The organism is Cupriavidus necator A5-1 (assembly GCF_000744095.1).
GTDB lineage: Bacteria > Pseudomonadota > Gammaproteobacteria > Burkholderiales > Burkholderiaceae > Cupriavidus > Cupriavidus necator_A.
This window is the reverse complement of the sequence record NZ_JQLI01000008.1, coordinates 1861150-1884453: the sequence shown is the minus strand read 5'-3', so window position 1 is coordinate 1884453 and position 23304 is coordinate 1861150. Positions and strand designations below refer to the sequence as shown.

Below are 23304 nucleotides of genomic sequence, written 5' to 3'. Positions count from 1 at the left end.
CCTGAAGGCAAGCCCGCATGCACGCCGACGATCTCTATGCGCCGTGGCGCGGACTGAGGTTCAGCCCGCCAGCGCGCTCGGCCCGTTCTCCGGCCGCTTGATTCGGAACCACGCCGCATACAGCGCCGGCAGGAACAGCAGCGTCAGCACCGTGGCAATGATCAGGCCGCCCATGATCGCCACCGCCATCGGCCCCCAGAACATCGAGCGCGACAGCGGGATCATCGCCAGCACCGCCGCCGCGGCAGTCAGAATGATCGGGCGGAAGCGGCGCACCGCGGCTTCGACGATGGCGGTCCAGGGCGGCACGCCGGCGCTGATGTCCTGCTCGATCTGGTCGACCAGGATCACCGAGTTGCGGATGATCATGCCCAGCAGCGCGGTGATGCCCAGCTGCGCCACAAACCCCATCGGCGCGCGCAGCAGCAACAGCGTGGCGGCTGCGCCGATCAGCCCCAGCGGGCCGGTCAGGAACACCATGGTCGCGCGCGAGAAGCTGTGCAACTGCAGCATCAGCAGCGTGAAGATGATGAAGATGCACAGCGGTAGCTGCGCCGCGATCGAGGCGCCGGCCTTGCCGCTTTCTTCTTCCGCACCGGCCACGGTGATGCGGTAGCCCGCCGGCAGCTGGGCGCGCAGCTTGTCGAGCTGCGGGTTGATCTGCGCGGTCACGGTCGGGCCCTGGATGCCGTCGACCACGTCGGCCTGCACGGTGACGCCGAAGTCGCGGTTCTCGCGCCAGACCACGCCCGGCTCGGAGCGCAGCGCCACGCGCGCCACCTGCATCAGCGGCACCATGCGGCCGTTATTGGTCGGCACCAGCATGTTGTTCAGGTCCGAGATCGCATCGCGCTCGTTGCGCGGGGTGCGCATCATGATGTCGATCAGCTTGTCGCCGTCGCGGTACTGGCCCACCGGCACACCGGTCAGCACGGTCTGCGTGACGCGCGCGATCGCGTTGGTGGTGACGCCGAGCGCGCGCGCCTTGTCCTGGTCAATCTCCAGGCGCAGCATCTTGACGCTCTCGTTCCAGTTGTCGTTGACGCCGACGGTATTGGGATTGGCGCGCATCACCGCCTTGACCTGGTCGGCCAGATGGCGTACTGCAGCGGCCTCCGGCCCGATCACGCGGAACTGCACCGGATAGGCCACCGGCGGCCCGTTGGGCAGCAGCTTGACGCGACCGCGCAGGTACGGGAACTCGGTGTCGAACAGCTTGATGATGCGGCGGCGCAAGGCGTCGCGCACTTCGGTGCTGACCGGCATCACGATCACCTGCGCCACGTTGCTCTGCGGGAAGATCTGGTCCAGCGGCAGGTAGAAGCGCGGCGCGCCGGTGCCGACGAAGGTGGTCAGGCTCTCGACCTCGCGGTCCTTGCGCATCAGCGTTTCAAAACGCTTGGCCTCGGCCTCCATCTGGGCAAAGCTGGTGCCTTCGGGCATCCACATCTCCACCATCAGCTCGGGCCGGCTGGAATCCGGGAAGAACTGCTTCTCGACGAACTTGAAGGCATAGATGCCGAGCGCGAAGGCCACCAGCGTGATCGCGATCACCAGCTTGCGCCAGGTCACGCACCAGTCCACCAGCCGGCGGAAGCGTGCGTAGAACGGTGTGTCGAACACCTCATGGTGCTCGCCCGCGCCCGGGCCGCGGGTCTTGAGCAGCAGGTAGCCGAGGTAAGGCGTGAAATACACCGCCGCCAGCCACGACAGCACCAGCGCCAGCGCTGTCACCGCAAAGATCGCGAAGGTGTACTCGCCCACGGTCGAGCGCGCCAGCCCCACCGGCAGGAAGCCGGCCGCGGTGATCAGCGTGCCGGTCAGCATCGGCATCGCGGTCGAGGTGTAGGCGAAGGTGGCCGCCTCCATCTTGGAGAAGCCCTCTTCCAGCTTGCGCACCATCATCTCGACCGCGATGATGGCGTCGTCCACCAGCAGCCCCAGCGCCACGATCAGCGCCCCGAGCGATATCTTGTGCAGCCCGATGCCGAAGATATTCATGAACAGGAAGGTCACCGCCAGCACCAGCGGGATGGTCAGCGCCACCACCAGGCCCGGGCGCACGTCCAGCCGCAGCGGCTTGGTGTGCAGGCCCAGCGAGACGAAGCTGACCGCCAGCACGATCACCACCGCCTCGATCAGCACGTGCACGAACTCGCCCACCGAACGCTTGACGGCTTCAGGCTGATCCTGCACCTGGTCCATCTCGATGCCCACCGGCAGCTGGCCGCGCATCCGGTCGAAGGCGGCGCGAAGGTCCTTGCCGAGCTGGATGATGTCGCCGCCCTTCTGCATCGAGATGCCGAGACCGATCACGGCCTTGCCGTTGAAGCGCATGCGCGTCTGGGTTGGATCGACATAGCCGCGATAGACGTGCGCGATGTCGCCCAGGCGGATATTGGCGATGCCATTGGGCCCGCGCAGCACCAGGTTCTCCAGGTCCTGCACGCTGGCGAACTGGCCGGACACGCGCACCTGCAGGTTGTCGGTCGGCGCGACCAGCACGCCGCTGCCGGTCAGGTTGTTCTGCTGCGAGATCTGCTCGGCGATGGCGTTGATATCGAGCCCCAGTTGGGCGAAGCGCGCCTGGTTGAACTCGATATAGACCTTCTCGTCCTGCAGGCCGATCAGCGATACCTTGGCCACCGCCGGCACGCGCAGCAACTCCTGGCGCACCAGGTCGGCGTACTCGCGCAGTTCCTTGTAGTTGAAGCCGTCGGCCGAGAGCGCGTAGATGGTGCCGTACACATCGCCGAACTCATCGTTGAAGAACGGCCCGCGCACGCCGGCGGGGAGCGTCTGCTGGATATCGCCGATCTTCTTGCGCACGGTGTACCAGACCTGCGCGGTCTCCCTGGCCGGCGAGGTGTCCTTGAGCTGGAAGATCACCGTGGTCTCGCCCGGCTTGGAGAAGCTGCGGATCTTGTCCGCGTAAGGCACTTCCTGCAGCTGGCGCTCGATCTTGTCGGTGACCTGCACGGCGATCTGCTCGGCGGTGGCGCCGGGCCAGAAGGCCTGCACCACCATCACGCGGAAGGTAAAGGGCGGGTCCTCGTCCTGCCCGAGCTGGAAGAACGCCAGCATGCCGCCCAGCAGTAGCACCACCAGCAGGTAACGGGTCAGCGGCTGGTGCTCGAGCGCCCAGCGCGACAAATTGAAGCGCAAATGATCCATGCGGCCTCAACCCTGGTTCGGGCTGGCGGCCAGCGCGGAAGCCGGCGCGGATGCCGGCGCCACGGTCTGAAGCGGGCGCACCTTCTGGCCCGGGCGCAGCAGGTGGACCCCGGCGGTGACGATGGTCTGGCCGGGCGCCAGCCCCTGGCGCACCTCGACCTCGTTGCCGATGGCCTCGCCCAGCGTCACCGGCACCGGCTTGACCGTGCCGGCGGCGGCGTCAAAGACCCACACCTGGTTGCGGCCCTGCTCCTGCAGCAGTGCGGTCAGCGGCACGCGGATAGCCGGGGTGGCCCCGTTGCGCACGAAGGTCACCACGGCCGTCATGCCGAGCTTCAGGTCGGCGGGCGGGTTGGGAATGGTCACGCGGGTGGCGTAGGTGCGGGTAACGGGGTCCGCAGCGGCGGCGATCTCGCGCACGCGGCCCGGCAGCGAGCGCTGCGGCTCGGCCCAGGTATGGATGGTCACGTCGGTGATGCCGCGCAGCTGGTCGACCTGGTCTTCGGGCAGGCCGATGGCGACTTCCTTCTCCGCGGTCTGCGCCACACGCACCACCGGCTGGCCGGGGGTGACCACCTGGCCGACCTCGGCATCGATCGCCGTGACCACGCCGTCCGCGTCGGCATTCAGCACCGCATAGGCGGTCTGGTTGGACTGGCTGCGCAGTCCGGCTTCGGCCTGCCGAAGCCGCGATTCGGCGGCCTCATAGGTGGCTTTGCGCCGGTTCTGCTCGGCGGCGCTGATAAAGCCCTTGGCAAACAGGTCGTTGTAGCGTTTCAGGTCGGCGGCGGCCAGGTCGCGGTCGGTCCGGGCGGCTTCATACTGGGCGCGCGAACCGGCCTCGGCCAGCGACAGGTCGGTCGGGTCCAGGCGCGCCAGCGGCTGACCCTTGCGCACCGCCGCCCCCACGTCGACCAGCCGCGCCGCGATCTTGCCGCCGACGCGGAAGCCCAGGCGCGACTCCACGCGCGGGCGCACGTCCCCGGAGAACTCGAAGGCGGTCTTGCCGCCGTGCTGGCTGAGCTGCATCAGGCGCACCGGGCGCACTTCCGGCGCGGGTTCGGGCTTCTTGCCGCAGCCGGCCAGCGCCAGCACGGACGCGACCGCAAACAGGGCGAACATCCGGCCGGCCGGGCCCGGGATTCTTGGAACGGCAGGAGTATCTGCGGCCGCAACTTCCGGCACTCGGCAAAGCACTGGCATCGATAGGCAACAAGTCGGATGGAACAGCTGGCGAGGCGAGACAGGCCAGTATCAACGAATCCGCGCGCCGGAACATGCCAGGGAGGCGGGAGGGCCACGGGGCCGGCGCGGACAATAAATAACTGGCCGGTCAGTAATATAGCGATCCCCGCGGGGGTGCGTCAAACGGCAGGCGACGAAATGGCTGGAATGAAGCCTCAGTTGTCGTTGCCCGCTGAGGAGCTGTGGTTAAATGCAGCGATGCTACAATCCGGCGCGCCGCTGGCGCTGGCCTGCCGCCTGGCATCGACCGACGCATGGCCGGGAACTGCGGCTCCGCCGCCGGCCCCCCGCCTGGCGCATCGGAGTGGCCGCTGCTGCCCTGGCGCGCGGCCCCGCATGCGCCGCCCGGCGCCGTAGCCATCCCCTGCTTCCCCACATCTTCGGACCGAGAACGGCGTGACGCCCGATCAGTATTGCCAAGAGAAAGTCGCCCAGAGCGGCTCGAGTTTCTATTACAGCTTCCTGTTCCTGCCGGCCGAACGCCGCCGCGCCATCACCGCGCTGTACGCCTGGTGCCGCGAGGTCGACGACGTGGTCGACGACAGCCACGACCCGGGCCTGGCCCACCAGCAGCTGGACTGGTGGCGCGGCGAGGTGCGCCGCCTGTTCGAGGGCGAGCCCACCCACCCGGCGACCCAGGCGCTGCAACCGCACGTGCACAGCGCCGGCCTGCCCCATGCCGAGATGTCCGAGGTGCTGGACGGCATGGAAATGGACCTGACCCAGACCCGCTACCTGGATGAAGCCGGCCTGAACCACTACTGCCATTGCGTGGCAGGGGTGGTCGGCACGCTCAGCGCGCGGCTTTTCGGCTATACCGATCCGAAGACGCTGGTCTTTGCCGAGAAGCTCGGGCAGTCGCTGCAACTGGTCAATATCCTGCGCGACGTGGGCGAAGACGCCCGCCGCGGCCGTATCTACCTGCCGGTCAATACGCTGCAGCAGTTCCAGGTGCCGGCCTCCGAGATCCTCAAGGGCCAGCATTCCGAGCGCTTCGTCGCGCTGATGCAGTACCACGCCGGCCGCGCCCGCGCGCTGTACCGCGAGGCCCTGGCGCTGCTGCCGAAGCAGGATCGCCGCGCCCAGCGCGCCGGCCTGCTGATGGGCGCGATCTACCACGCGCTGCTCGACGAACTCGAGGCCAGCCAGTTCCAGGTGCTGAACCAGCGCATCGCGCTGACGCCAATGCGCAAGTTGTGGATCGCGTGGAAGACGTGGATCCGCAACAGCTGACGCGGTTGCCCCCGGGCGCGACAGGAGGCGCTGGAGCAAGCGCCTTCGTTGTTCCCTCTTGCCTATCCAACCGATTCAACCGATTCACCCGGCCGTTCCGAGCCTTACCGCCATGACCCAGACCCCCGCTTCCCTCGGCCAGACCATCCTCTCCCAGGCCGACCAGCTCGCCCGCTTCTCCGACATGGAAGGCGGACTGACCTGCGCCTACCTGACCCCGGCCCACCGCGCCGCGCAGTCCCGGCTGGCGCAGTGGATGGAAGCGGCCGGCATGCAGGTACGCATCGACGCTATCGGCAATGTGATCGGCCGCTATGCCGCTGACCCCGCCGTGGGCGATGCGCGCGTGCTGATGACCGGCTCGCATTTCGATACCGTGCGCAATGGCGGGCGCTATGACGGGCGCCTGGGCATACTGTTGCCGATCGCGGTAGCCGGCGCGCTCAATCAAGCCGGCATCCGCCTGCCCTACCACTTCGAGGTGGTTGGCTTCGCCGAGGAGGAAGGGCTGCGCTTCAAGACCAGCTTCCTGGCCAGCAGTGTGCTGGCGGGCCGCTTCGATCCGGCGCTGCTGGAGCGCCAGGACGCGGACGGCATCACGCTGCGCGAGGCGCTGGCGGCGTCCGGACTGCCCGGCGCGGGCGAGTTGGAGGCGCTGCGTGCAGCGGCGGTCGATCCCGCCACGCTGCTGGGTTTTGTGGAAGTGCATATCGAACAAGGCCCGGTGCTGCTGCACCACGGCCTGCCGCTGGGCGTGGTCACGCAGATCGCCGGCAGCAGCCGCTTCCAGGTCAAGGTGGAAGGACTGGCCAGCCACGCCGGCACCACGCCGATGGGCATGCGCAAGGATGCTGCCGCGGGTGCGGCGGAGATGATCCTGCTGGTCGAGCGGCGCTGCTCGGCGGCCCCCTCGCTGGTGGGCACGGTCGGCCAGCTCCAGGTGCCCGACGGCTCGAGCAACGTGATCCCGGCCGCCTGCACCTTCTCGATGGATATCCGCGCGGGCGAGGACGGCATCCGCGAAGCCGCGATTGCCGATATCGTGGCCGGCATCAACCAGATCGCGCAGCGGCGCGGCCTGACCGCGCAGGTGGAACGCGTGCCGCCGGTCAACAACGCCCCGTGCGCACGCTGGCTGATGGACCAGTTCGGCGCCGTGCTGAAGAAGCGCGGGCTGCAGGCCTTCGAGCTGCCCTCCGGCGCGGGCCATGACGCGATGATGATGCAGCGCATCACGGACATCGCCATGCTGTTCGTGCGCTGCGGCAACGGCGGCATCAGCCACAACCCGCTGGAGACGATCACGGCCGAGGATGCGCAGCTGGCGGCGGAGGTGTTCGTGGACTTCCTGCGGCACTTCCAGCCGCGCGGCTGAAAGCCCGGGCGGCGTTCAGCCACCCTGGTAAATATCGCGCCCGAAGTCGTAGAGGTTCTTGCGCAGCTTGCGCCGTTCGTCCGGCGACAGCCGCGAGCCGGTCCGTTCCTCCCGGCGGCGCTCGGCGTCGCGCTGCTCGGCGCGATAGCGTTCGGCGCGGGAACGCGCTTCGCGCTGGCTGTTGCCCGGGTCGCTGGCCTGGGCCGACGGATGGGACGGATGGCGCTTTAGCAGGTTGGCCATCCCGGCCGATTGGGCATGCACCGCCCCAGCGGCGACAAGCGCCAGCGCGGCCGCCGCCAGCGCAAGGCATGCGCCGGCGATACCATGCTGCGGATGCCCGTGCCGGGTTCGGTTCACTTTCATTGATAATGGCGGTCTTGGCTTCCGGAAAAGCAGTCGTCGGGACTGCCCTGAAGCCGGGGATTCAGTACCCCGCTCCTTACCCCGTCCGGCGCGCGACCCTCTGCAAGGGTCGCGCCAGCGCAGGCCTGGCAGCCTTGTCATTGCAGTGGATCATGCGGTGCAAATGCGCGGCAATCTACCGCGCATGGTGCGCAAAAAGACGGATTGCGCAGTGTAATCGCACGATTGATGCACACTGGCATACTGCGGGGTAAAGTATGTAACGTTTTGTTAAGCCATTTTGAGCGAAAGCGATAGTCGCTAAGATACCGCCATGGAAAATACCAGCCACAAGATTCTTGTCGTCGACGATGACCCGCGTCTGCGCGATTTGCTGCGCCGCTATCTGGGCGAACAGGGTTTTACCGTGCTGGTGGCGGAAAACGCCACCGCGATGAACAAGCTCTGGCTGCGCGAGCGTTTCGACCTGCTGGTGCTGGACCTGATGATGCCGGGCGAAGACGGCCTGTCGATCTGCCGCCGGCTGCGCGGGGCCAATGACCAGACCCCGATCATCATGCTCACCGCCAAGGGCGAGGACGTGGACCGTATCGTCGGCCTGGAGATGGGCGCCGACGACTACCTGCCCAAGCCCTTCAACCCGCGCGAGCTGATTGCGCGCATCCACGCGGTACTGCGCCGCAAGGGCCCGGCCGAAGTGCCCGGCGCCCCGTCGGAAACGCCGGAGACTTTCGCCTTCGGCGACTTCGTGCTGAACCTGGCCACGCGCACGCTGACCAAGAACGACGAGGAAATCACGCTGACCACCGGCGAATTCTCGGTGCTGAAGGTATTCGCCCGCCATCCGCGCCAGCCGCTGTCGCGCGAGAAGCTGATGGAAATGGCGCGCGGCCGTGAATATGAAGTGTTCGACCGCAGCCTGGACGTGCAGATCTCGCGCCTGCGCAAGCTGATCGAGCCGGACCCGAGCAACCCGCGTTTTATCCAGACGGTCTGGGGCCTTGGCTACGTCTTCATCCCCGATGGCGTGAAATAACCGATTACGGCCGCTGTTCCTATCGTGGCGACCGTTATCGGTAGAACCGCAACGCGGTTCTTTGGTTCGCTGTTCTGGCGAACCTTCATGCTTATCGCCCTGTTGCTGGCGATTTCGCTGGGCATCTGGTTCCAGAGCTACCGGCTGTTCGAACGCGCCCCGCGCGCCCAGCAGATCGCCATGCAGGTGGTCAGCGTGGTCAAGCTGACGCGGGCCGCTCTGCTCTACTCGGACCCCGCGCGGCGCCGCTTCCTGCTGCTCGACCTGGTGCAGAACGAAGGCATCAAGGTCTATCCGCGCGAGAAGGACGACGACTTCGCCGCCCCCACCGCCAACCCCTTCCTGACCACGCTGGTGCAGCAGGAGATCCGCGGCCGGCTGGGCGAGGACACGGTGCTGGCCACCACCGTCAACGACATCCCCGGCGTGTGGGTCAGCTTCGAGATCGAGGGCGACGACTACTGGGTCGCGATCAGCCCCGAGCGCTTCGAGCGCGTGCCCGGCATCCAGTGGCTGTGGTGGAGTATCGCCGCGCTGCTGCTGTCGATCATCGGCGCGGCCTTTATTACCGCGCGCGTCAACTACCCGCTCAAGCGCCTGGCCAACGCCGCGCGCGCCATCGGCGCCGGCGGCGACCCGCCCCCCTGCCCGAGCGCGGCGCCAGCGAAGTGGCGCTGGCCAATCACAGCTTCAACCAGATGGTGCGCGACCTGCGCCAGCTCGACGACGACCGCGTGGTGATGCTGGCCGGCATCTCGCACGACCTGCGCACGCCGCTGACGCGGCTGCGCCTGGAAACCGAGATGTCGCCAATGGACACCGTCACGCGCGATGCCATGATTGCCGACATCGAGCAGATGGACGCGATCATCGGCCAGTTCCTCAACTACGCGCGGCCGCCGCTGGAGACCGTCGAGCCGGTGGACCTGTCGGCGCTGGTCCACGATGCCGTGGGCGTCTACGCCGCGCACGACGATGTGCGCGTGCATGTGCGCGCCAACGAGCCGGTGATGGCCGTGGCCAACCGCATGGAAGTGCAGCGCATTCTCGACAACCTGGTCGAGAACGCGCGCCGCTATGCCAAGGACGAACAGAGCGGCATGGCCGTGGTGGAGATCTCCACGCGCGTGGACGACAAGGAGGCGGTGCTGACCGTGGCCGACCACGGCAACGGCGTGCCCGACGGCCAGCTGTCGCTGCTGACGCGGCCGTTCTACCGGCTCGACAGCTCGCGCAGCGAGGCCAAGGGCGCGGGGCTGGGCATGTCCATTGTCAACCGCATCATGCAGCGCAATGGCGGGCGGCTGGTGCTGGCCAACCGTGCTTTGCCGGCGACGGGCCTGGTGGTCAGCGCCTGCTTCCGGCGCGCGTGACCTGCGGCGCCGCCGCGGTGGATGCGGCGGCGCATTGACAGGTTTTCTACAGGCGTTGATAGGCTTCTGAAAGGCATTTGACAGGGTGATGACAGGCTGGCGGCGCACACTGGCGCCCGTCAGCCTGCCCGCGGCATGCTCCCTTTGCATGGCGTCTTCACACAGCGTGGCTGGCTGACTTCTCCGAACAATCATGCCGCCGGGCCCCACCGGCGGCGCACGCGAGACAGCCATGTCAGATACCTCCGGTTCGCAGCACGGGTTCCGCACCGTGTTCCGCGTCGTCAGCGGCAATTTCCTCGAAATGTATGACTTCATGGTGTACGGCTTCTACGCCGCCGCCATCGCCAGGACGTTCTTCCCGAGCGGCAGCGAGTTTGCCTCGCTGATGCTGTCGCTCGCCACCTTTGGCGCGGGCTTCCTGATGCGGCCGCTGGGCGCGATCGTGTTGGGCGCGTATATCGACCGCCACGGCCGCCGCAAGGGCCTGATTATGACGCTGGTGCTGATGGCGCTGGGCACGCTGCTGATTGCCTGCGTGCCGGGCTATGCCACCATCGGCGTGGCCGCGCCGCTGCTGGTGCTGGCCGGGCGCCTGCTGCAGGGCTTCTCGGCGGGCGTGGAACTGGGCGGCGTGTCGGTCTACCTGTCCGAGATCGCCAAGCCCGGCCGCAAGGGATTCTACGTGGCGTGGCAGTCCGGCAGCCAGCAGGTCGCGGTGATCTTCGCCGGGCTGCTCGGCGTGATCCTGCATGCGACGCTGGCGCCGGCGCAGATGGATGAATGGGGCTGGCGCATCCCGTTCCTGGTCGGCTGCCTGATCGTGCCGTTCCTGTTCCTGATTCGCCGTTCGCTGGAAGAGACCGAGGCCTTCAAGACGCGCAAGCATCGTCCCGAGATCGGCGAGATCTACCGCTCGATGCTGGAGAACTGGCGCATCATCGTGGCAGGCTGCATGATGGTGGTGATGACCACGGTGTCGTTCTACATGATCACCGCGTACACGCCGACCTTCGGCAAGACCGTGCTGAAGCTGGACGATGTCGACAACCTCATCGTCACCATGTGCGTGGGCCTGTCCAACTTCATCTGGCTGCCGCTGATGGGCGCGCTGTCGGACCGCATCGGGCGCAAGCCGCTGCTGGTGCTCTTCACGGTGGCGACGCTGCTGACCGCGTATCCGGCGGTGTCGTGGCTGGTGGCCGCGCCGTCGTTCTCGCGCCTGCTGATGGTGGAGCTGTGGCTGTCGTTCCTGTACGGCAGCTACAACGGCGCGATGGTGGTGGCGCTGACCGAGATCATGCCGCCCGCGGTGCGCACCGCCGGCTTTTCGCTGGCGTACAGCCTGGCCACCGCGCTGTTCGGCGGCTTCACGCCGGCGATTTCCACCTACCTGATCCATGCCACCGGCAACAAGGCCGCGCCGGGGCTGTGGCTGATGTTCGCCGCGATGTGCGGGCTGGTCGCCACGCTGGTGATCTTCCGCGCGCGCCGTGCCGGGCCTGTGATGCATCCGGCGTGAATGCGCTGGGTTGAAGTCTCGGCAATCGTCACCAAGTTGCCATGTGCGGGCCCATCGCGCATGGCATACTTGCCCTTCCGCATCGACGCCAGCCGTCCGATGCCGCGCGGCTGCTCATGCCGGGCTTTGCTCCCATGCGTCACATGCTTTGCCTATCGGGCTGTTTGAGAATATCAATTAGCCCGGTGCCGGATGATGACGCATAATCACGTTTTGTCGCGGTGCACTGCAGCAAAAATGTAGTACCGGTCCCACGCCGGCAGTGCAGCAGCATCGCTCTCATTGCAACCGTATCAGGAGAAGTCTATGAAGACCGTTGGTGACAAGCTCGAAGCCTTCCACGTCGTCGGTGTCAAGCCGGGTTTCAACAATCACGAAGAGAACGGCCAGTCGGCTTTTGAAGACATCACCGAAAAGTCGTTCGAAGGCAAGTGGAAGGTCATCTACTTCTACCCGAAGGACTTCACCTTCGTGTGCCCGACCGAAATCGTGGCCTTCGCCAAGCTGAACGGCGACTTCGCCGACCGCGACGCGATCGTGCTGGGCGGCTCGACCGACAACGAATTCGTGAAGCTGGCATGGCGTCGCGAACACAAGGACCTGAACAAGCTGGACCAGTGGCAATTCGCCGACGTGACCGGCTCGCTGATCGACCAGCTGGGCGTGCGTGACCAGGCTGCCGGCGTTGCCCTGCGAGCGACCTTCATCGTCGACCCGGACAACGTGATCCAGCACGTCTCGGTGAACAACCTGAACGTGGGCCGCAACCCGGACGAAGTCCTGCGTATCCTGGACGGCCTGCAAACGGACGAGCTGTGCCCGTGCAACCGTGCCGTTGGTGGCGCCACGCTGTAATTTTTGCAGTTCTTCGCCAGACACCGTGGCGATCCGCGGAGGGCCCCGCCCTCCGCTTCAAAACCCGCCTGTTGCGGGTTTTTTGAGCCCCGATCGATAGGAGAATTAAATGGAATTCCTCAGCACGATTAAGAATTGCATCCCCGATTTCGCCAAGGACATCCGCCTGAACGTGGACGGCACCATCGCGCGCTCTTCGCTGGAAGGCAACGATGCGGTGGGCGTGGCGCTGGCGGCAGCATTCGCGGCGCAGAGCAAGGTGCTGGTGGATGCCATCCGCAATGCCGGCGTGCTCTCGCCCGAGGAAACCAACGCTGCGCTGACCGCGGCCGCGCTGATGGGCATGAACAACACCTGGTACCCGTACGTCGAAATGGCCGACGATCCGGACCTGGCGACCCAGCCGGCCGGCCTGCGCATGAACGCCTACGCCACCCACGGCGGCGTCGACAAGCGACGTTTCGAGATGTACGCGCTGGCCGCCTCGATCGTGGGCAAGTGCCATTTCTGCGTGAAATCGCACTACCAGCTGCTGAAGAACGAACAGGGCATGACCGCACAGCAGCTGCGCGACGTGGGCCGCATCGCCGCGGTGATCGTGGCGGCTGCCAACGTGATCGCTGCGCAGTGAGCTTAAGCTGGCATTAAGCAGTTCCACGCAGTCTCCAGCGCGCCCCCGCGCCCCCTGGGCCGCCCTTCCCGCGGCCCCGTAGCACAGCAGCCGGCAGCTTCCCAGTGGAAATTGCCGGCTGTTCCCATCCCGCAACCCATCCCGCAACCAGCAGCGCCACAACGCTGCACTTGCGCGGCGATCAGCCTACAATCCAAGGCAGGATACGCACTCCAAGCCTGCCATGACCCTGCCTTCCCCGACTTCCCCGCGCTTCCATTACCGCCTGGCTGCGGTGCACGACTGGGGCGATATCGCCGCGGTCACCCAACAGGCCTATGGCCAGTACGAGCTGGACATCATGGAAGACTGCCGCGCATCGTTCCAGCGCGGCATGCAGGCGGTGCTGGCGACCAGCAACCCGGATATGGAGTGGTGGGTGGCGGAGACCGATCACGGCATCATGGGCGCCGTGCTGTTCTGCCATCCTGGGGCCACGCTGCCGGCGCTGGACGGCAGCACCATCACGCTGACCCAGCCCGAAGCGCGGCTGCTGTCGGTCAGCCCGCAGGCGCGCGGCATGGGGCTGGGGCGCACGCTGATGCAGATCTGCATCCAGCGCGCGCGCGATATCGGCTCGCCCACGCTGCTGGTGCGCACCATGCCGGAAATGGCCTCGGCCAACCGGCTGTGCCTGCAGATGGGCTTTACCAAGCGAACCGAGGCCGGCGCGCGCACCGGCGCCATGGCCCGCCTAATCGACTACACCTACGCCATCACGCCGGAAAGCGCGCCGGCGCCAGACAGCGCACCGCGGCCCTAAGCAAGCCGCAAGCCGCGAGCGGCAGCGCCGCTCAGTCCTGCACGCCGGTCACCGACGCACGCCAGATCAGTACCGTGGCCTGCGCCACGATGCCTTCCTGGCGGCCCTCGAAGCCGAGTTTCTCGTTGGTCTTGGCCTTGACGTTGCAGCGCACCGGCGCCAGGCCCAGATCTTCAGCCAGGTTGGCCACCATCGCGCCGATATGCGGCGCCAGCTTGGGCGCCTGCGCGATGACCGTGGCATCGACATTGCCGATTTCATAGCCCGCCGCGCGCACGCGGCGCGCCGCCTCGCGCAGCAACACGCGGCTGTCGGCGCCGGCGAACTGCGCGTCGGTGTCGGGAAAATGGCGGCCGATATCGCCCAGCGCGGCCGCGCCGAAGAGCGCGTCAGTGACCGCGTGCAGCAGCGCATCGGCATCGGAATGGCCTAGCAGCCCGCGGTCGTGCGGGATCTCCACGCCGCCCAGGATCAGCTTGCGGCCGGGCACCAGCGCGTGGACGTCATAGCCCTGTCCCACCCGGATATCGAAAGGCATCATGCGATTACGCTCCCTTACGCATTGTGTGCGGCCAGGGCGCGGCGCCCTTGCCATCATCGCCCAGCAGCACTTCGGCCAGTGCGAAGTCCTCCGGGTAAGTCACCTTGAAATTGCGCAGCGAGCCGTTGACCAGCCGCGGATGCAGCCCCAGGCGCTCGATCGCGCTGGCTTCGTCGGTCACCACCGCGCCGGCCGCCAGCGCGTCCTGCAGCGCCTGGCGCAGCACGCCCAGGCGGAACATCTGCGGGGTCTGCGCCTGCCACAGCCCTTCGCGCGACACGGTGGTACCGATGCGGGCATCGCCCTGCGCGCGCTTGAGCGTATCGGGCACCGGCACCGCCAGGATGCCGCCGATGGCCGCATCCGGATCGTCATCGCCGTCGCTTTCCACCGCGCGCACCAGCGCGTGGATCATCGCCGGGGTCAGGCCCGGGCGCGCCGCGTCGTGGACCAGCACCCAGTCGGAGTCGGTCGCGCCGAGCTGGGCCAGGTGATGCAGGCCCGCCAGCACCGAGGCATGGCGCGTATCGCCGCCGACAAAGGCGGTATCGAAGCGCAGCCCGGCAAAGGCGGCAGCGCCGAAGCGCGATTCCAGCGGCATGTCGTCGGGCGCCAGCACCAGCGCGGTGGCATTGATGGCGTCGCACGCCGAGAATGCCGCCAGCGCGTACCAGATCATCGGCCGGCCGGCCACGGTCTGGTATTGCTTGGGGACGGCGCCGCCGGCGCGGCTGCCGGTACCGGCACAGGGAATCAGGGCAAAGCGGCGAGCGGACACGGCATCGGCATGGAGTGAAAGAGGCGCGGGCGCCTGCTGGCCAATGCGGCCAGCGGGGCAACCGGTGCGCATTCTATAATACGGCCCTTGCCCGTCGCCATGCCGCGCCAACTTGCCGCGGCGCGTGCAACGGGTGGCGCCCCCGCGCATGCTGTACCCTTGCCATACCCTGTCACGACCCCCGCCCGCAATGCCGGCGGGGTTTCGTCGTTTTGAATGCACGCTGCCGACATGCCTGACGCCACGCCCACCTTACCCTTCGTCAACCTGCCGCTGGTCAAGCCCGGCCTGCGCCACAGCGTCGCCGGCCTGCGCGGCTCGGCCGATGCGCTGGCGCTGGCCGCCTACGCGCGGCAGCACCGCGAGCGCGTGCCGATGCTGGCGGTGGTGTGCTCCCACGCCGTCGACGCCCAGCGCCTGGCCGAGGAAATCCCCTGGTTTGCGCCGGAACTGCGCGTGCGCCTGCTACCCGACTGGGAAACCCTGCCGTACGACAGCTTCTCGCCGCACCAGGACCTGGTGTCCGAGCGCCTGGCCACGCTGCACGACATCCAGACCGGGCAATGCGACGTGATGCTGGTGCCGGCCACCACCGCGCTGTACCGGCTCGCCCCGCCCGCGTTCCTGGCGGCCTACACCTTCTTCTTCAAGCAGGGCGAGCGACTCGACGAAGCGGCGCTCAAGGCCCAGTTCACGCTGGCCGGCTACGAGCACGTCAGCGCGGTGATGCGTCCCGGCGAATACAGCGTGCGCGGCGGCCTGATCGACCTGTACCCGATGGGCTCGGCGCTGCCGTACCGGATCGACCTGTTCGGCGACGAGGTCGAGACCATCCGCGCCTTCGATCCCGACACGCAGCGCAGCCTCTACCCGGTCAAGGAAGTGCGCCTGCTGCCGGGCCGGGAATTCCCGCTCGACGAAGCCGCGCGCACCGCCTTCCGCGGCCGCTGGCGCGAGGTGTTCGAGGGCGACCCGACCAAGTCGCCGATCTACAAGGACATCGGCAATGGCGTGCCGTCGGCCGGCATCGAGTACTACCTGCCGCTGTTCTTCGAGCAGAGTGCGACGGTGTTCGACTACCTGCCCACTGACACGCAACTCGCCTTTGCCGGCAATGTCGACGAGGCCGTGCGCCGTTTCTGGGCCGACACCACGCAGCGCTACAACTTCATGCGGCACGACCGCGAGCGCCCGCTGCTGCCGCCGGCGGACCTGTTCCTGTCCGAGGAACAGTTCTTCGTCGCCGCCAAGCCGATGGCGCGGGTGGTGCTGCAGCCAGAGCCCGCGGCGGACCAGCCGGCTTTCTCCGCCCTGCTGCCCGATGTCTCGGTCAACCGGCGCGCCGACGACCCGCTGGTCAACCTCGAAGCCCTGCTGCTCGACAAGCAGACGCGCGTGCTGATGTGCGCGGATTCCGCCGGCCGGCGCGAAACCCTGCTGCAGCTCTTTGCCGAAAGCGGCCTGCGCCCGCTGCCGGTGGACGACTTTGCTGCGTTCCTCGCAGGCGAAGCGCATTTCTCGATCGCGGTGGCGCCGCTGCAAAGCGGCTTCGCGCTGCCGCAGGGACAGCTCGCCTTTGTCACCGAGGCCGAGCTGTACGCCGGCACCGCGCGCCGCGCCGGCCGCCGCAAGCAGGAACAAGCCACCGCCGTCGACTCGATGGTGCGCGACCTGGCCGAGCTGAAGATCGGCGACCCGGTGGTGCACAGCGAGCATGGCATCGGCCGCTACCAGGGCCTGGTCACGCTGGACATGGGCCAGGGCGACGAGGAATTCCTGCATCTGGATTACGACAAGGGCAGCAAGCTGTACGTGCCGGTGCACCAGCTGCACGTGATCTCGCGCTACTCCGGCGCCGACCCGGATACCGCGCCGCTGCACCACCTGGGCTCGGGCCAGTGGGACAAGGCCAAGCGCAAGGCCGCGCAGCAGATCCGCGACACCGCCGCCGAGCTGCTGAACCTGTACGCGCGCCGCGCCGCGCGCGAAGGCTTTGCCTTCCCGCTCTCGCCCAAGGACTACGAGACCTTTGCCGAGAGCTTCGGCTTCGAGGAAACGCCGGACCAGGCCGCCGCCATCGCCGCGGTGATCGCCGACATGACCTCGGGCAAGCCGATGGACCGGCTCGTGTGCGGCGACGTCGGCTTCGGCAAGACCGAGGTGGCGCTGCGCGCCGCCTTTGTCGCGGTGCTGGGCGGCAAGCAGGTGGCGATGCTGGCGCCGACGACGCTGCTGGCCGAGCAGCATTTCCAGACGCTGTCGGACCGCTTTGCCGAATGGCCGGTGCGCATCGTCGAGTTGTCGCGCTTCAAGACCAAGAAGGAAATCGACGCCGCCATCAAGCAGATCAACGAAGGCACCGTCGACATCGTCATCGGCACACACAAGATATTGTCCGACCAGGTCAAGTTCCAGCGCCTGGGGCTGGTCATCATCGACGAAGAACACCGCTTCGGCGTGCGCCAGAAGGAAGCGCTGAAGTCGCTGCGCGCCGAGGTCGACGTGCTGACGCTGACCGCCACGCCGATTCCGCGCACGCTGGGCATGGCGCTGGAAGGCCTGCGCGACTTCTCGGTGATCGCCACCGCGCCGCAGAAGCGCCTGGCGATCAAGACCTTCGTGCGGCGCGAGGAAGACGGCGTGATCCGCGAGGCCATCCTGCGCGAGCTCAAGCGCGGCGGCCAGGTCTACTTCCTGCACAACGAGGTCGAGACCATCGAGAACAAGCGCGCCAAGCTGACCGAACTGGTGCCGGAGGCGCGCATTGCAGTCGCGCACGGCCAGATGCACGAGCGCGAGCTGGAACGCGTGATGCGCGACTTCGTCTCGCGCCGCGACAACATCCTGCTGTGCACCACCATCATCGAGACCGGCATCGACGTGCCGACCGCCAACACCATCCTAATCCACCGCTCCGACAAGTTCGGGCTGGCCCAACTGCACCAGCTGCGCGGCCGGGTCGGGCGCTCGCACCACCAGGCCTATGCCTACCTGCTGGTGCATGACGTCGACGGCCTGACCAAGCAGGCGCAGCGCCGGCTTGAAGCGATCCAGCAGATGGAAGAGCTGGGCTCGGGCTTCTACCTGGCCATGCACGACCTGGAGATCCGTGGCGCCGGCGAAGTGCTGGGCGACAAGCAGTCGGGCGAGATCCATGAGATCGGCTTCCAGCTCTACACCGACATGCTCAACACCGCGGTCAAGGCGCTGAAGGCCGGCAAGGAGCCCGACCTGATGGCACCGCTGGCGGCCACCACCGAGATCAACCTCGGCACGCCGGCGCTGCTGCCCAACGACTACTGCGCCGACGTGCACGAGCGGCTGTCGCTGTACAAGCGACTGGCCAACTGCGAGACCGCCGAGCGCGTGGACGATATCCAGGAAGAGCTGATCGACCGCTTCGGCCGCCTGCCGGCACAGGCGCAGGCGCTGGTGGAAACGCACCGCTTGCGCATCGCCGCGGCGCCGCTGGGCGTGCGCAAGATCGATGCGAGCGAGGCCACCATCAGCGTGCAGTTCGTGCCGAATCCGCCGGTGGATGCGATGCGCATCATCGACCTGGTGCAGAAGAACCGCCATATCAAGCTGGCCGGGCAGGACAAGCTGCGCATCGAGGCCAAGATGCCGGACGTGGCGGTGCGCGCGCAGACGATCAAGCATACGTTGCGGCAACTCGCGTAAGGATGGCGGCGGGCGCATGGACTCTGCGCCCGCCCGGGTGTAGCATCAAATCCTTAACAGGTTAGTGATAGCGCCCCCATGCACGCTCAAGCCGCCCCCGCCCGCCAGACCGCCTCCGAACCCAAGCGCGGCAGCGCGCTCGAATGGACCCAGCGGCTGGTCGCGTATGACACCACCAGCCGCCATTCCAACCTGGGCCTGATCGAGTCCGTGCGCGATCATTTCCTGGCTAAAGGGCTGAAGCCGCATCTGAGCTACAACCCGCAGCAGGACAAGGCCAACCTGTTCGTCACCGTGCCCGCCGCCAACGGCGATACCAACGGCGGCATCGTGCTGTCGGGCCACACCGACGTGGTGCCGGTCGACGGGCAGGACTGGACCACCGACCCGTTCAAGGCGGTGATCCGCGACGGCAAGCTGTATGGCCGCGGCACCTGCGACATGAAGGGTTTTATCGGTACCAGCCTGTCGCTGCTGCCCGCCATCCTCGACGCGAACCTGCGCGAGCCGGTGCACTACGCGCTTTCCTTCGACGAAGAGATCGGCTGCATGGGCGCGCCCTATTTGCTGGCCGAGCTGCGCGACCGCGGCGTGACGCCCGGTGGCTGCATCGTCGGCGAGCCGACCAGCATGCGCGTGATCGTCGCGCACAAGGGCATCAACGCCTATCGCTGCTGTGTCAAAGGCCAGGCCGCGCACTCGTCGCTGACGCCGCGTGGCGTCAATGCAATCGAATATGCCGCGCGCCTGATCTGCTTCATCCGCGATATCGCCGATGAATTCAAGGCCAACGGTCCGTACGACCAGGCCTTCGACGTGCCCTACACCACCGCGCAGACCGGCACCATCCAGGGCGGCATCGCGCTGAACACCATCCCGGCGCTGTGCGAGTTCGTGTTCGAGTTCCGCAACCTGCCTGGAGTGGATCCGGAAGCGATCTACGCGCGCGTCCATGCGTATGCCAATGACGTGCTGCTGCCGAAGATGCGCGCCGAGCATGCCGATGCCGACCTGACGCTGAGCAAGATCGCCGCCGCGCCGTCGCTGGACGTGGCCGAGCAGGCTGCGATCACGCAGCTGGTGCGGGCGCTGACGGCTGATCGTGATACCAACAAGGTGGCCTATGGCACCGAAGCCGGGCTGTTCCAGCGCGCCGGCATTCCGGCCGTGGTATGCGGCCCCGGCGATATCCAGCAGGCGCACAAGCCTGACGAGTTCGTCGCGCTCGAGCAGCTCGCGGAGTGCGAGGCCTTCCTGCACAAGGTGGTCGACAGCCTGCGCGTGAGCTGACGGAATTCATTGACCCCGCGTTGCTCCCCTCTCCCGCTTGCGGGAGAGGGGCCGGGGGAGAGGGCAGGCGCCGGCAGAACTGCATACGCTAAGCATGACCTGCTGCCCGTCATCCTCCATGGCATCGCCAACGCGCCGTGGCATCTTCAGACGCCTGCCCTCCCCATAAATGGGAGAGGGGCGCAAGCAGACAGCTTTTTACGGCACGCTGCATCTGCGTGCCACCACCCCCGCCAGCATCAGACCAACAACAACGAAGGAGATCCTGCATGGCTGTCCGTTCCACCACCCGCTTTGCCCTCGCCGGCCTGGCGCTCGCCACCGGCCTGCTCTGCAACACCGCGCAGGCCCAGGCGCAAGCCGCCCCCGCCGGCGCCGACGCCCTGCACGCCCAGATCGAAACCCGCGCCAAGGCCGTCGAAGCCCAGCTGATCGCCTGGCGCCGCGATATCCACCAGCACCCGGAACTCGGCAACTACGAGACCCGCACCGCCAAACTGGTGGCCGACCACCTGCGCAAGCTCGGCATGGAAGTGAAGACGGGCGTGGCCAAGACCGGCGTGGTGGGCGTGCTCAAGGGCGGCAAGCCGGGCCCGGTGGTGGCGCTGCGCGCCGACATGGATGCGCTGCCGGTCAAGGAACGCGTGGACGTACCGTTCGCGTCCAAGGCCAAGGGCCAGTACCTGGGCAAGGAAGTGGACGTGATGCACGCGTGCGGCCATGACACGCACGTGGCGATTCTCATGGCGACCGCCGAAGTGCTGGCCGGCATGAAGGACCAGTTGCCGGGCACGGTGAAATTTATCTTCCAGCCCGCCGAGGAAAGCCCGGCCGACTTCGAGCCCAACGGGTCCAACACGTGGGGCGCCAAGCAGATGGTGTCCGAAGGCGTGCTGGACAACCCGAAGGTCGACGCCATCTTCGGGCTGCACGTCACCAGCGGCATCGAATCCGGCAAGCTCGGCTGGCGCAGCGGCGCCTCGATGGCCGCGGCCGACCAGTTCTGGATCGACGTCAAGGGCCGCCAGACGCATGGCGCGCGGCCGTGGGGCGGGATCGACCCGATCGTGGTCGCGTCGCAGATCGTGATGGGCCTGCAGACCATCCAGAGCCGCCAGGTCAATGCCATGCTGGAGCCGTCGGTGATCACCGTGGGCACCATCCACGGTGGCAACCGCATGAACATCGTGCCGGAGAAGGTCGAGATGATGGGCACGGTGCGCACCTATGACGAAGGCATGAAGAAGGACATCCATGCCCGCATGAAGCGCACCACCGAGGCCATCGCCAGCAGCGCCGGCGCCGAGGCCAACTTCCGCGTGGTCGAGCTCTACAACGCCACCATTAACCAGCCGGCGCTGACCGACAAGATGGCGCCAACGCTGCAGCGCGTGGCCGGCGACGGCAACTGGATGATCACACCCAAGGCCACCGCCTCCGAGGACTTCTCGTTCTACCAGGAAAAGGTGCCGGGGCTGTTCTTCAACCTCGGCGTGACGCCCAAGGGGCAGGATGTGAACAAGGCGCCGTCCAACCACTCGCCAGAGTTCTATGTGGACGAGCCGGCGCTGATCAACGGCGTGCGCGCGCTGTCCAACCTGACGGTGGACTACATGGTGATGGCGCAGCGCTGAGCGGCTCGCCCGGCGCGGGCCGGCGGGGCTACAATAGCAATTTTGCCGCGTTGCAGCCCCCGCCTTGCCGCCATGCGGCGAGCGCCCGATCCTCTTCCGTCATGCCCCTGATCCTCCAGAGCACCGCCCCGCTATCCGCCGCCGACCTCGACACCGCCCGCACGCTGGCCCGCGCCTCCGAACTGGTGCCGCGCAGCGACACCGTGGCCGCCGCCGAGGACTGCGGGCCGCTGACGCCGGCGCTGCGCGATGCGCTGGATGACTTCTTCGGCCCGCGCGCGATCGACTGGGCAGTGGTGCCGGCCGGGCGCCGCCTGTCGGACTTCCGCCTGGTGGCGATGGACATGGACTCGACGCTGATCACGATCGAGTGCATCGACGAGATCGCCGACTTCTGCGGGCTCAAGGCCGAGGTCTCGGCCATCACCGAAGCCGCCATGCGCGGCGAGATCACCGACTTCAACGAAAGCCTGCGCCGGCGCGTGGCGCTGCTCAAGGGCCTCGACGCCAGCGTGCTGGACCGGGTCTATGAAGAACGCCTGCGCCTGTCCCCGGGCGCCGAACGCATGCTGCAGACCGTGCAGGCGCTGGGCCTGCGCACGCTGCTGGTGTCCGGCGGCTTCGTGCATTTCACCGAGCAGCTCAAGGCGCGGCTGAAGCTGGACGTCACCCGCGCCAATACGCTGGAAATCGTCGACGGCAAGCTGACCGGCAACGTGGTCGGCGAGATCGTCAATGCGGACGTCAAGGCCCGCACCGTGCAGGAAGTCTGCGCGCAGATCGGCGCCACGCCGGACCAGGCCATCGTCATGGGCGACGGCTCCAACGACCTAAAGATGATGGCGGTTGCCGGGCTGTCGGTGGCCTTCCGCGCCAAGCCGGTGGTGCGAGCACAGGCCAGCGTTGCCTTCAACCACGTTGGACTGGACGGTCTGCTGGCACTGTTCCCGCACTGATCCGTCGGGCAAGGTTCGCCCTGCGGGGCGAGCCGCCACGCCGCCGCCGGAGCGCAACCGGCACGGTCAGCCATTCGCAACATCGGGTGCCCCCTCCGATGTGACGAATACCTTTGTTTCCGCCAGCCCGCCGCCACATTCCGCTTGCGCATACAAATGCGAATCATTACCATTACTGTTTTGATTCGCGCACATCCCCCTCATGCAAGTTCTGGCCGTCCTCCTCGGACAGGCAGCGGCGGCGTGCCTCTACCTGGCCGCGCCCAACCAGGTCCTGATGCCGTCCGGCACAGTCGCGCAGCCGCGCGTATTGGGCTGGCTCGGCCTGGTACTGGTGATCCTGAGCACCTGGCTGTGGAGCATCACTGACGGCTGGCCCGTCGCCATTGCCGCCACGCTGGCGACGGTGCCGTGCGCCCTGTCGGCATGGCCCTTCGTCGGCATCTATGTCGAGCGCAGGCGCCAGGCGGCGCGGAGGCAACGGGCATGAGCGCGGACCCGACCACGATGGGCACCAAATGGCTGGCCGGCACGCTGCTGGGCCTGCCGCTGGCGGTGGCGCTGTGCACGCTGGCGATCCTGTGGCTGCCGGGCGGCTGGGAAACCGGCCTGGTGGCGGCCGTGGTGGCCTGCCTGCCGGTGTGGGTCGCCATCATCAGCTGCAGCCTGCTGTTACGCTCCAGCACCTCCGCGTGGCTGTGGCTGGGCGGCGCCAACCTGCTCTGCTTCGGCGCGCTGTGGGCGCTGCGCCTGGCCGGCATGGCGCCGGCGGCGCTGAAGGTCGCGCAGGGCCTGCCCACCACCTGAGGTCG

General features: G+C 67.4%; 18 protein-coding genes and 1 pseudogene. 14 read left to right on the top strand and 5 right to left on the bottom strand.

Annotation, left to right across the window (positions count from 1 at the left end; all coding sequences use genetic code 11):
* Window positions 1-60: 60 nt before the first annotated feature.
* Both K307_RS32870 and K307_RS32865 read right to left on the bottom strand, forming a co-directional pair.
* The gene (locus K307_RS32870) at window positions 61-3174 is read right to left on the bottom strand and encodes an efflux RND transporter permease subunit (RefSeq protein ID WP_042885143.1); all 3114 of its coding nucleotides are present in this window, start codon (window positions 3172-3174) and stop codon (window positions 61-63) included.
* 6 nt (window positions 3175-3180) lie between these two features.
* Window positions 3181-4377 carry an efflux RND transporter periplasmic adaptor subunit gene (locus tag K307_RS32865; RefSeq protein ID WP_042885142.1) on the bottom strand — a complete coding sequence of 399 codons (1197 nt, stop codon included), beginning with the start codon at window positions 4375-4377 and terminating at the stop codon, window positions 3181-3183.
* Between the two features lie 438 nt (window positions 4378-4815).
* Here K307_RS32865 and hpnD point away from each other — a divergent pair, with 438 nt between their 5' ends.
* Both hpnD and K307_RS32855 read left to right on the top strand, forming a co-directional pair.
* The gene (gene hpnD, locus K307_RS32860) at window positions 4816-5652 is read left to right on the top strand and encodes a presqualene diphosphate synthase HpnD (protein ID WP_042885141.1); all 837 of its coding nucleotides are present in this window, start codon (window positions 4816-4818) and stop codon (window positions 5650-5652) included.
* Between the two features lie 112 nt (window positions 5653-5764).
* Entirely contained in the window at window positions 5765-7027 is a 1263-nt protein-coding gene (locus tag K307_RS32855; RefSeq protein ID WP_042885140.1) for a Zn-dependent hydrolase, read from the top strand.
* Window positions 7028-7042: 15 nt separating this feature from the next.
* On the opposite strand, the gene K307_RS32850 is transcribed toward K307_RS32855, so the two are convergent.
* A complete protein-coding gene (locus K307_RS32850) occupies window positions 7043-7393 on the bottom strand; it encodes a hypothetical protein (protein ID WP_042885139.1) in 351 nt (116 codons plus the stop codon).
* Window positions 7394-7706: 313 nt separating this feature from the next.
* Here K307_RS32850 and ompR point away from each other — a divergent pair, with 313 nt between their 5' ends.
* From ompR to K307_RS32820, 6 genes and pseudogenes are all read left to right on the top strand, one after another.
* Complete coding sequence (ompR, locus tag K307_RS32845; RefSeq protein ID WP_010810107.1) at window positions 7707-8429, top strand: two-component system response regulator OmpR; 723 nt, start codon at window positions 7707-7709, stop codon at window positions 8427-8429.
* Between the two features lie 24 nt (window positions 8430-8453).
* Window positions 8454-9802: pseudogene (locus tag K307_RS32840) on the top strand (ATP-binding protein).
* A gap of 232 nt (window positions 9803-10034) precedes the next feature.
* Entirely contained in the window at window positions 10035-11324 is a 1290-nt protein-coding gene (locus K307_RS32835; protein ID WP_042887684.1) for an MFS transporter, read from the top strand.
* A gap of 306 nt (window positions 11325-11630) precedes the next feature.
* Window positions 11631-12179 (top strand): peroxiredoxin, encoded by a 549-nt coding sequence (locus K307_RS32830; protein WP_042885138.1) that lies wholly within the window; start codon window positions 11631-11633, stop codon window positions 12177-12179.
* A gap of 109 nt (window positions 12180-12288) precedes the next feature.
* A complete protein-coding gene (locus K307_RS32825) occupies window positions 12289-12810 on the top strand; it encodes a carboxymuconolactone decarboxylase family protein (protein ID WP_042885137.1) in 522 nt (173 codons plus the stop codon).
* Window positions 12811-13033: 223 nt separating this feature from the next.
* Window positions 13034-13612 carry a GNAT family N-acetyltransferase gene (locus K307_RS32820; RefSeq protein ID WP_042885136.1) on the top strand — a complete coding sequence of 193 codons (579 nt, stop codon included), beginning with the start codon at window positions 13034-13036 and terminating at the stop codon, window positions 13610-13612.
* 31 nt (window positions 13613-13643) lie between these two features.
* On the opposite strand, the gene ispF is transcribed toward K307_RS32820, so the two are convergent.
* Both ispF and ispD read right to left on the bottom strand, forming a co-directional pair.
* On the bottom strand, window positions 13644-14153 hold the full coding sequence (gene ispF, locus K307_RS32815; protein WP_042885135.1) for a 2-C-methyl-D-erythritol 2,4-cyclodiphosphate synthase: 510 nt from the start codon (window positions 14151-14153) through the stop codon (window positions 13644-13646).
* A 4-nt stretch (window positions 14154-14157) separates the two neighbouring features.
* Window positions 14158-15003, bottom strand: coding sequence for a 2-C-methyl-D-erythritol 4-phosphate cytidylyltransferase (gene ispD / locus K307_RS32810; RefSeq protein ID WP_155301311.1), 846 nt, complete (start codon window positions 15001-15003; stop codon window positions 14158-14160).
* A gap of 159 nt (window positions 15004-15162) precedes the next feature.
* Between ispD and mfd the strand changes: the two genes are divergently transcribed.
* The 6 genes from mfd to K307_RS32780 all read left to right on the top strand — a co-directional run bounded on the left by mfd (window position 15163) and on the right by K307_RS32780 (window position 23299).
* Entirely contained in the window at window positions 15163-18612 is a 3450-nt protein-coding gene (mfd, locus tag K307_RS32805; protein WP_042887678.1) for a transcription-repair coupling factor, read from the top strand.
* A gap of 78 nt (window positions 18613-18690) precedes the next feature.
* Entirely contained in the window at window positions 18691-19902 is a 1212-nt protein-coding gene (gene argE, locus K307_RS32800) for an acetylornithine deacetylase (protein WP_042885134.1), read from the top strand.
* A gap of 269 nt (window positions 19903-20171) precedes the next feature.
* Window positions 20172-21536 carry an amidohydrolase gene (locus K307_RS32795; protein WP_042885132.1) on the top strand — a complete coding sequence of 455 codons (1365 nt, stop codon included), beginning with the start codon at window positions 20172-20174 and terminating at the stop codon, window positions 21534-21536.
* A gap of 101 nt (window positions 21537-21637) precedes the next feature.
* Window positions 21638-22492, top strand: a complete 855-nt coding sequence (gene serB, locus K307_RS32790) for a phosphoserine phosphatase SerB (protein WP_042885130.1) — start codon at window positions 21638-21640, stop codon at window positions 22490-22492.
* A 202-nt stretch (window positions 22493-22694) separates the two neighbouring features.
* Complete coding sequence (locus K307_RS32785; protein ID WP_042885128.1) at window positions 22695-22982, top strand: hypothetical protein; 288 nt, start codon at window positions 22695-22697, stop codon at window positions 22980-22982.
* Window positions 22979-23299, top strand: a complete 321-nt coding sequence (locus K307_RS32780; protein ID WP_042885126.1) for a hypothetical protein — start codon at window positions 22979-22981, stop codon at window positions 23297-23299. The genes K307_RS32785 and K307_RS32780 overlap by 4 nt, the downstream gene beginning before the upstream one ends.
* Window positions 23300-23304 lie beyond the last annotated feature (5 nt).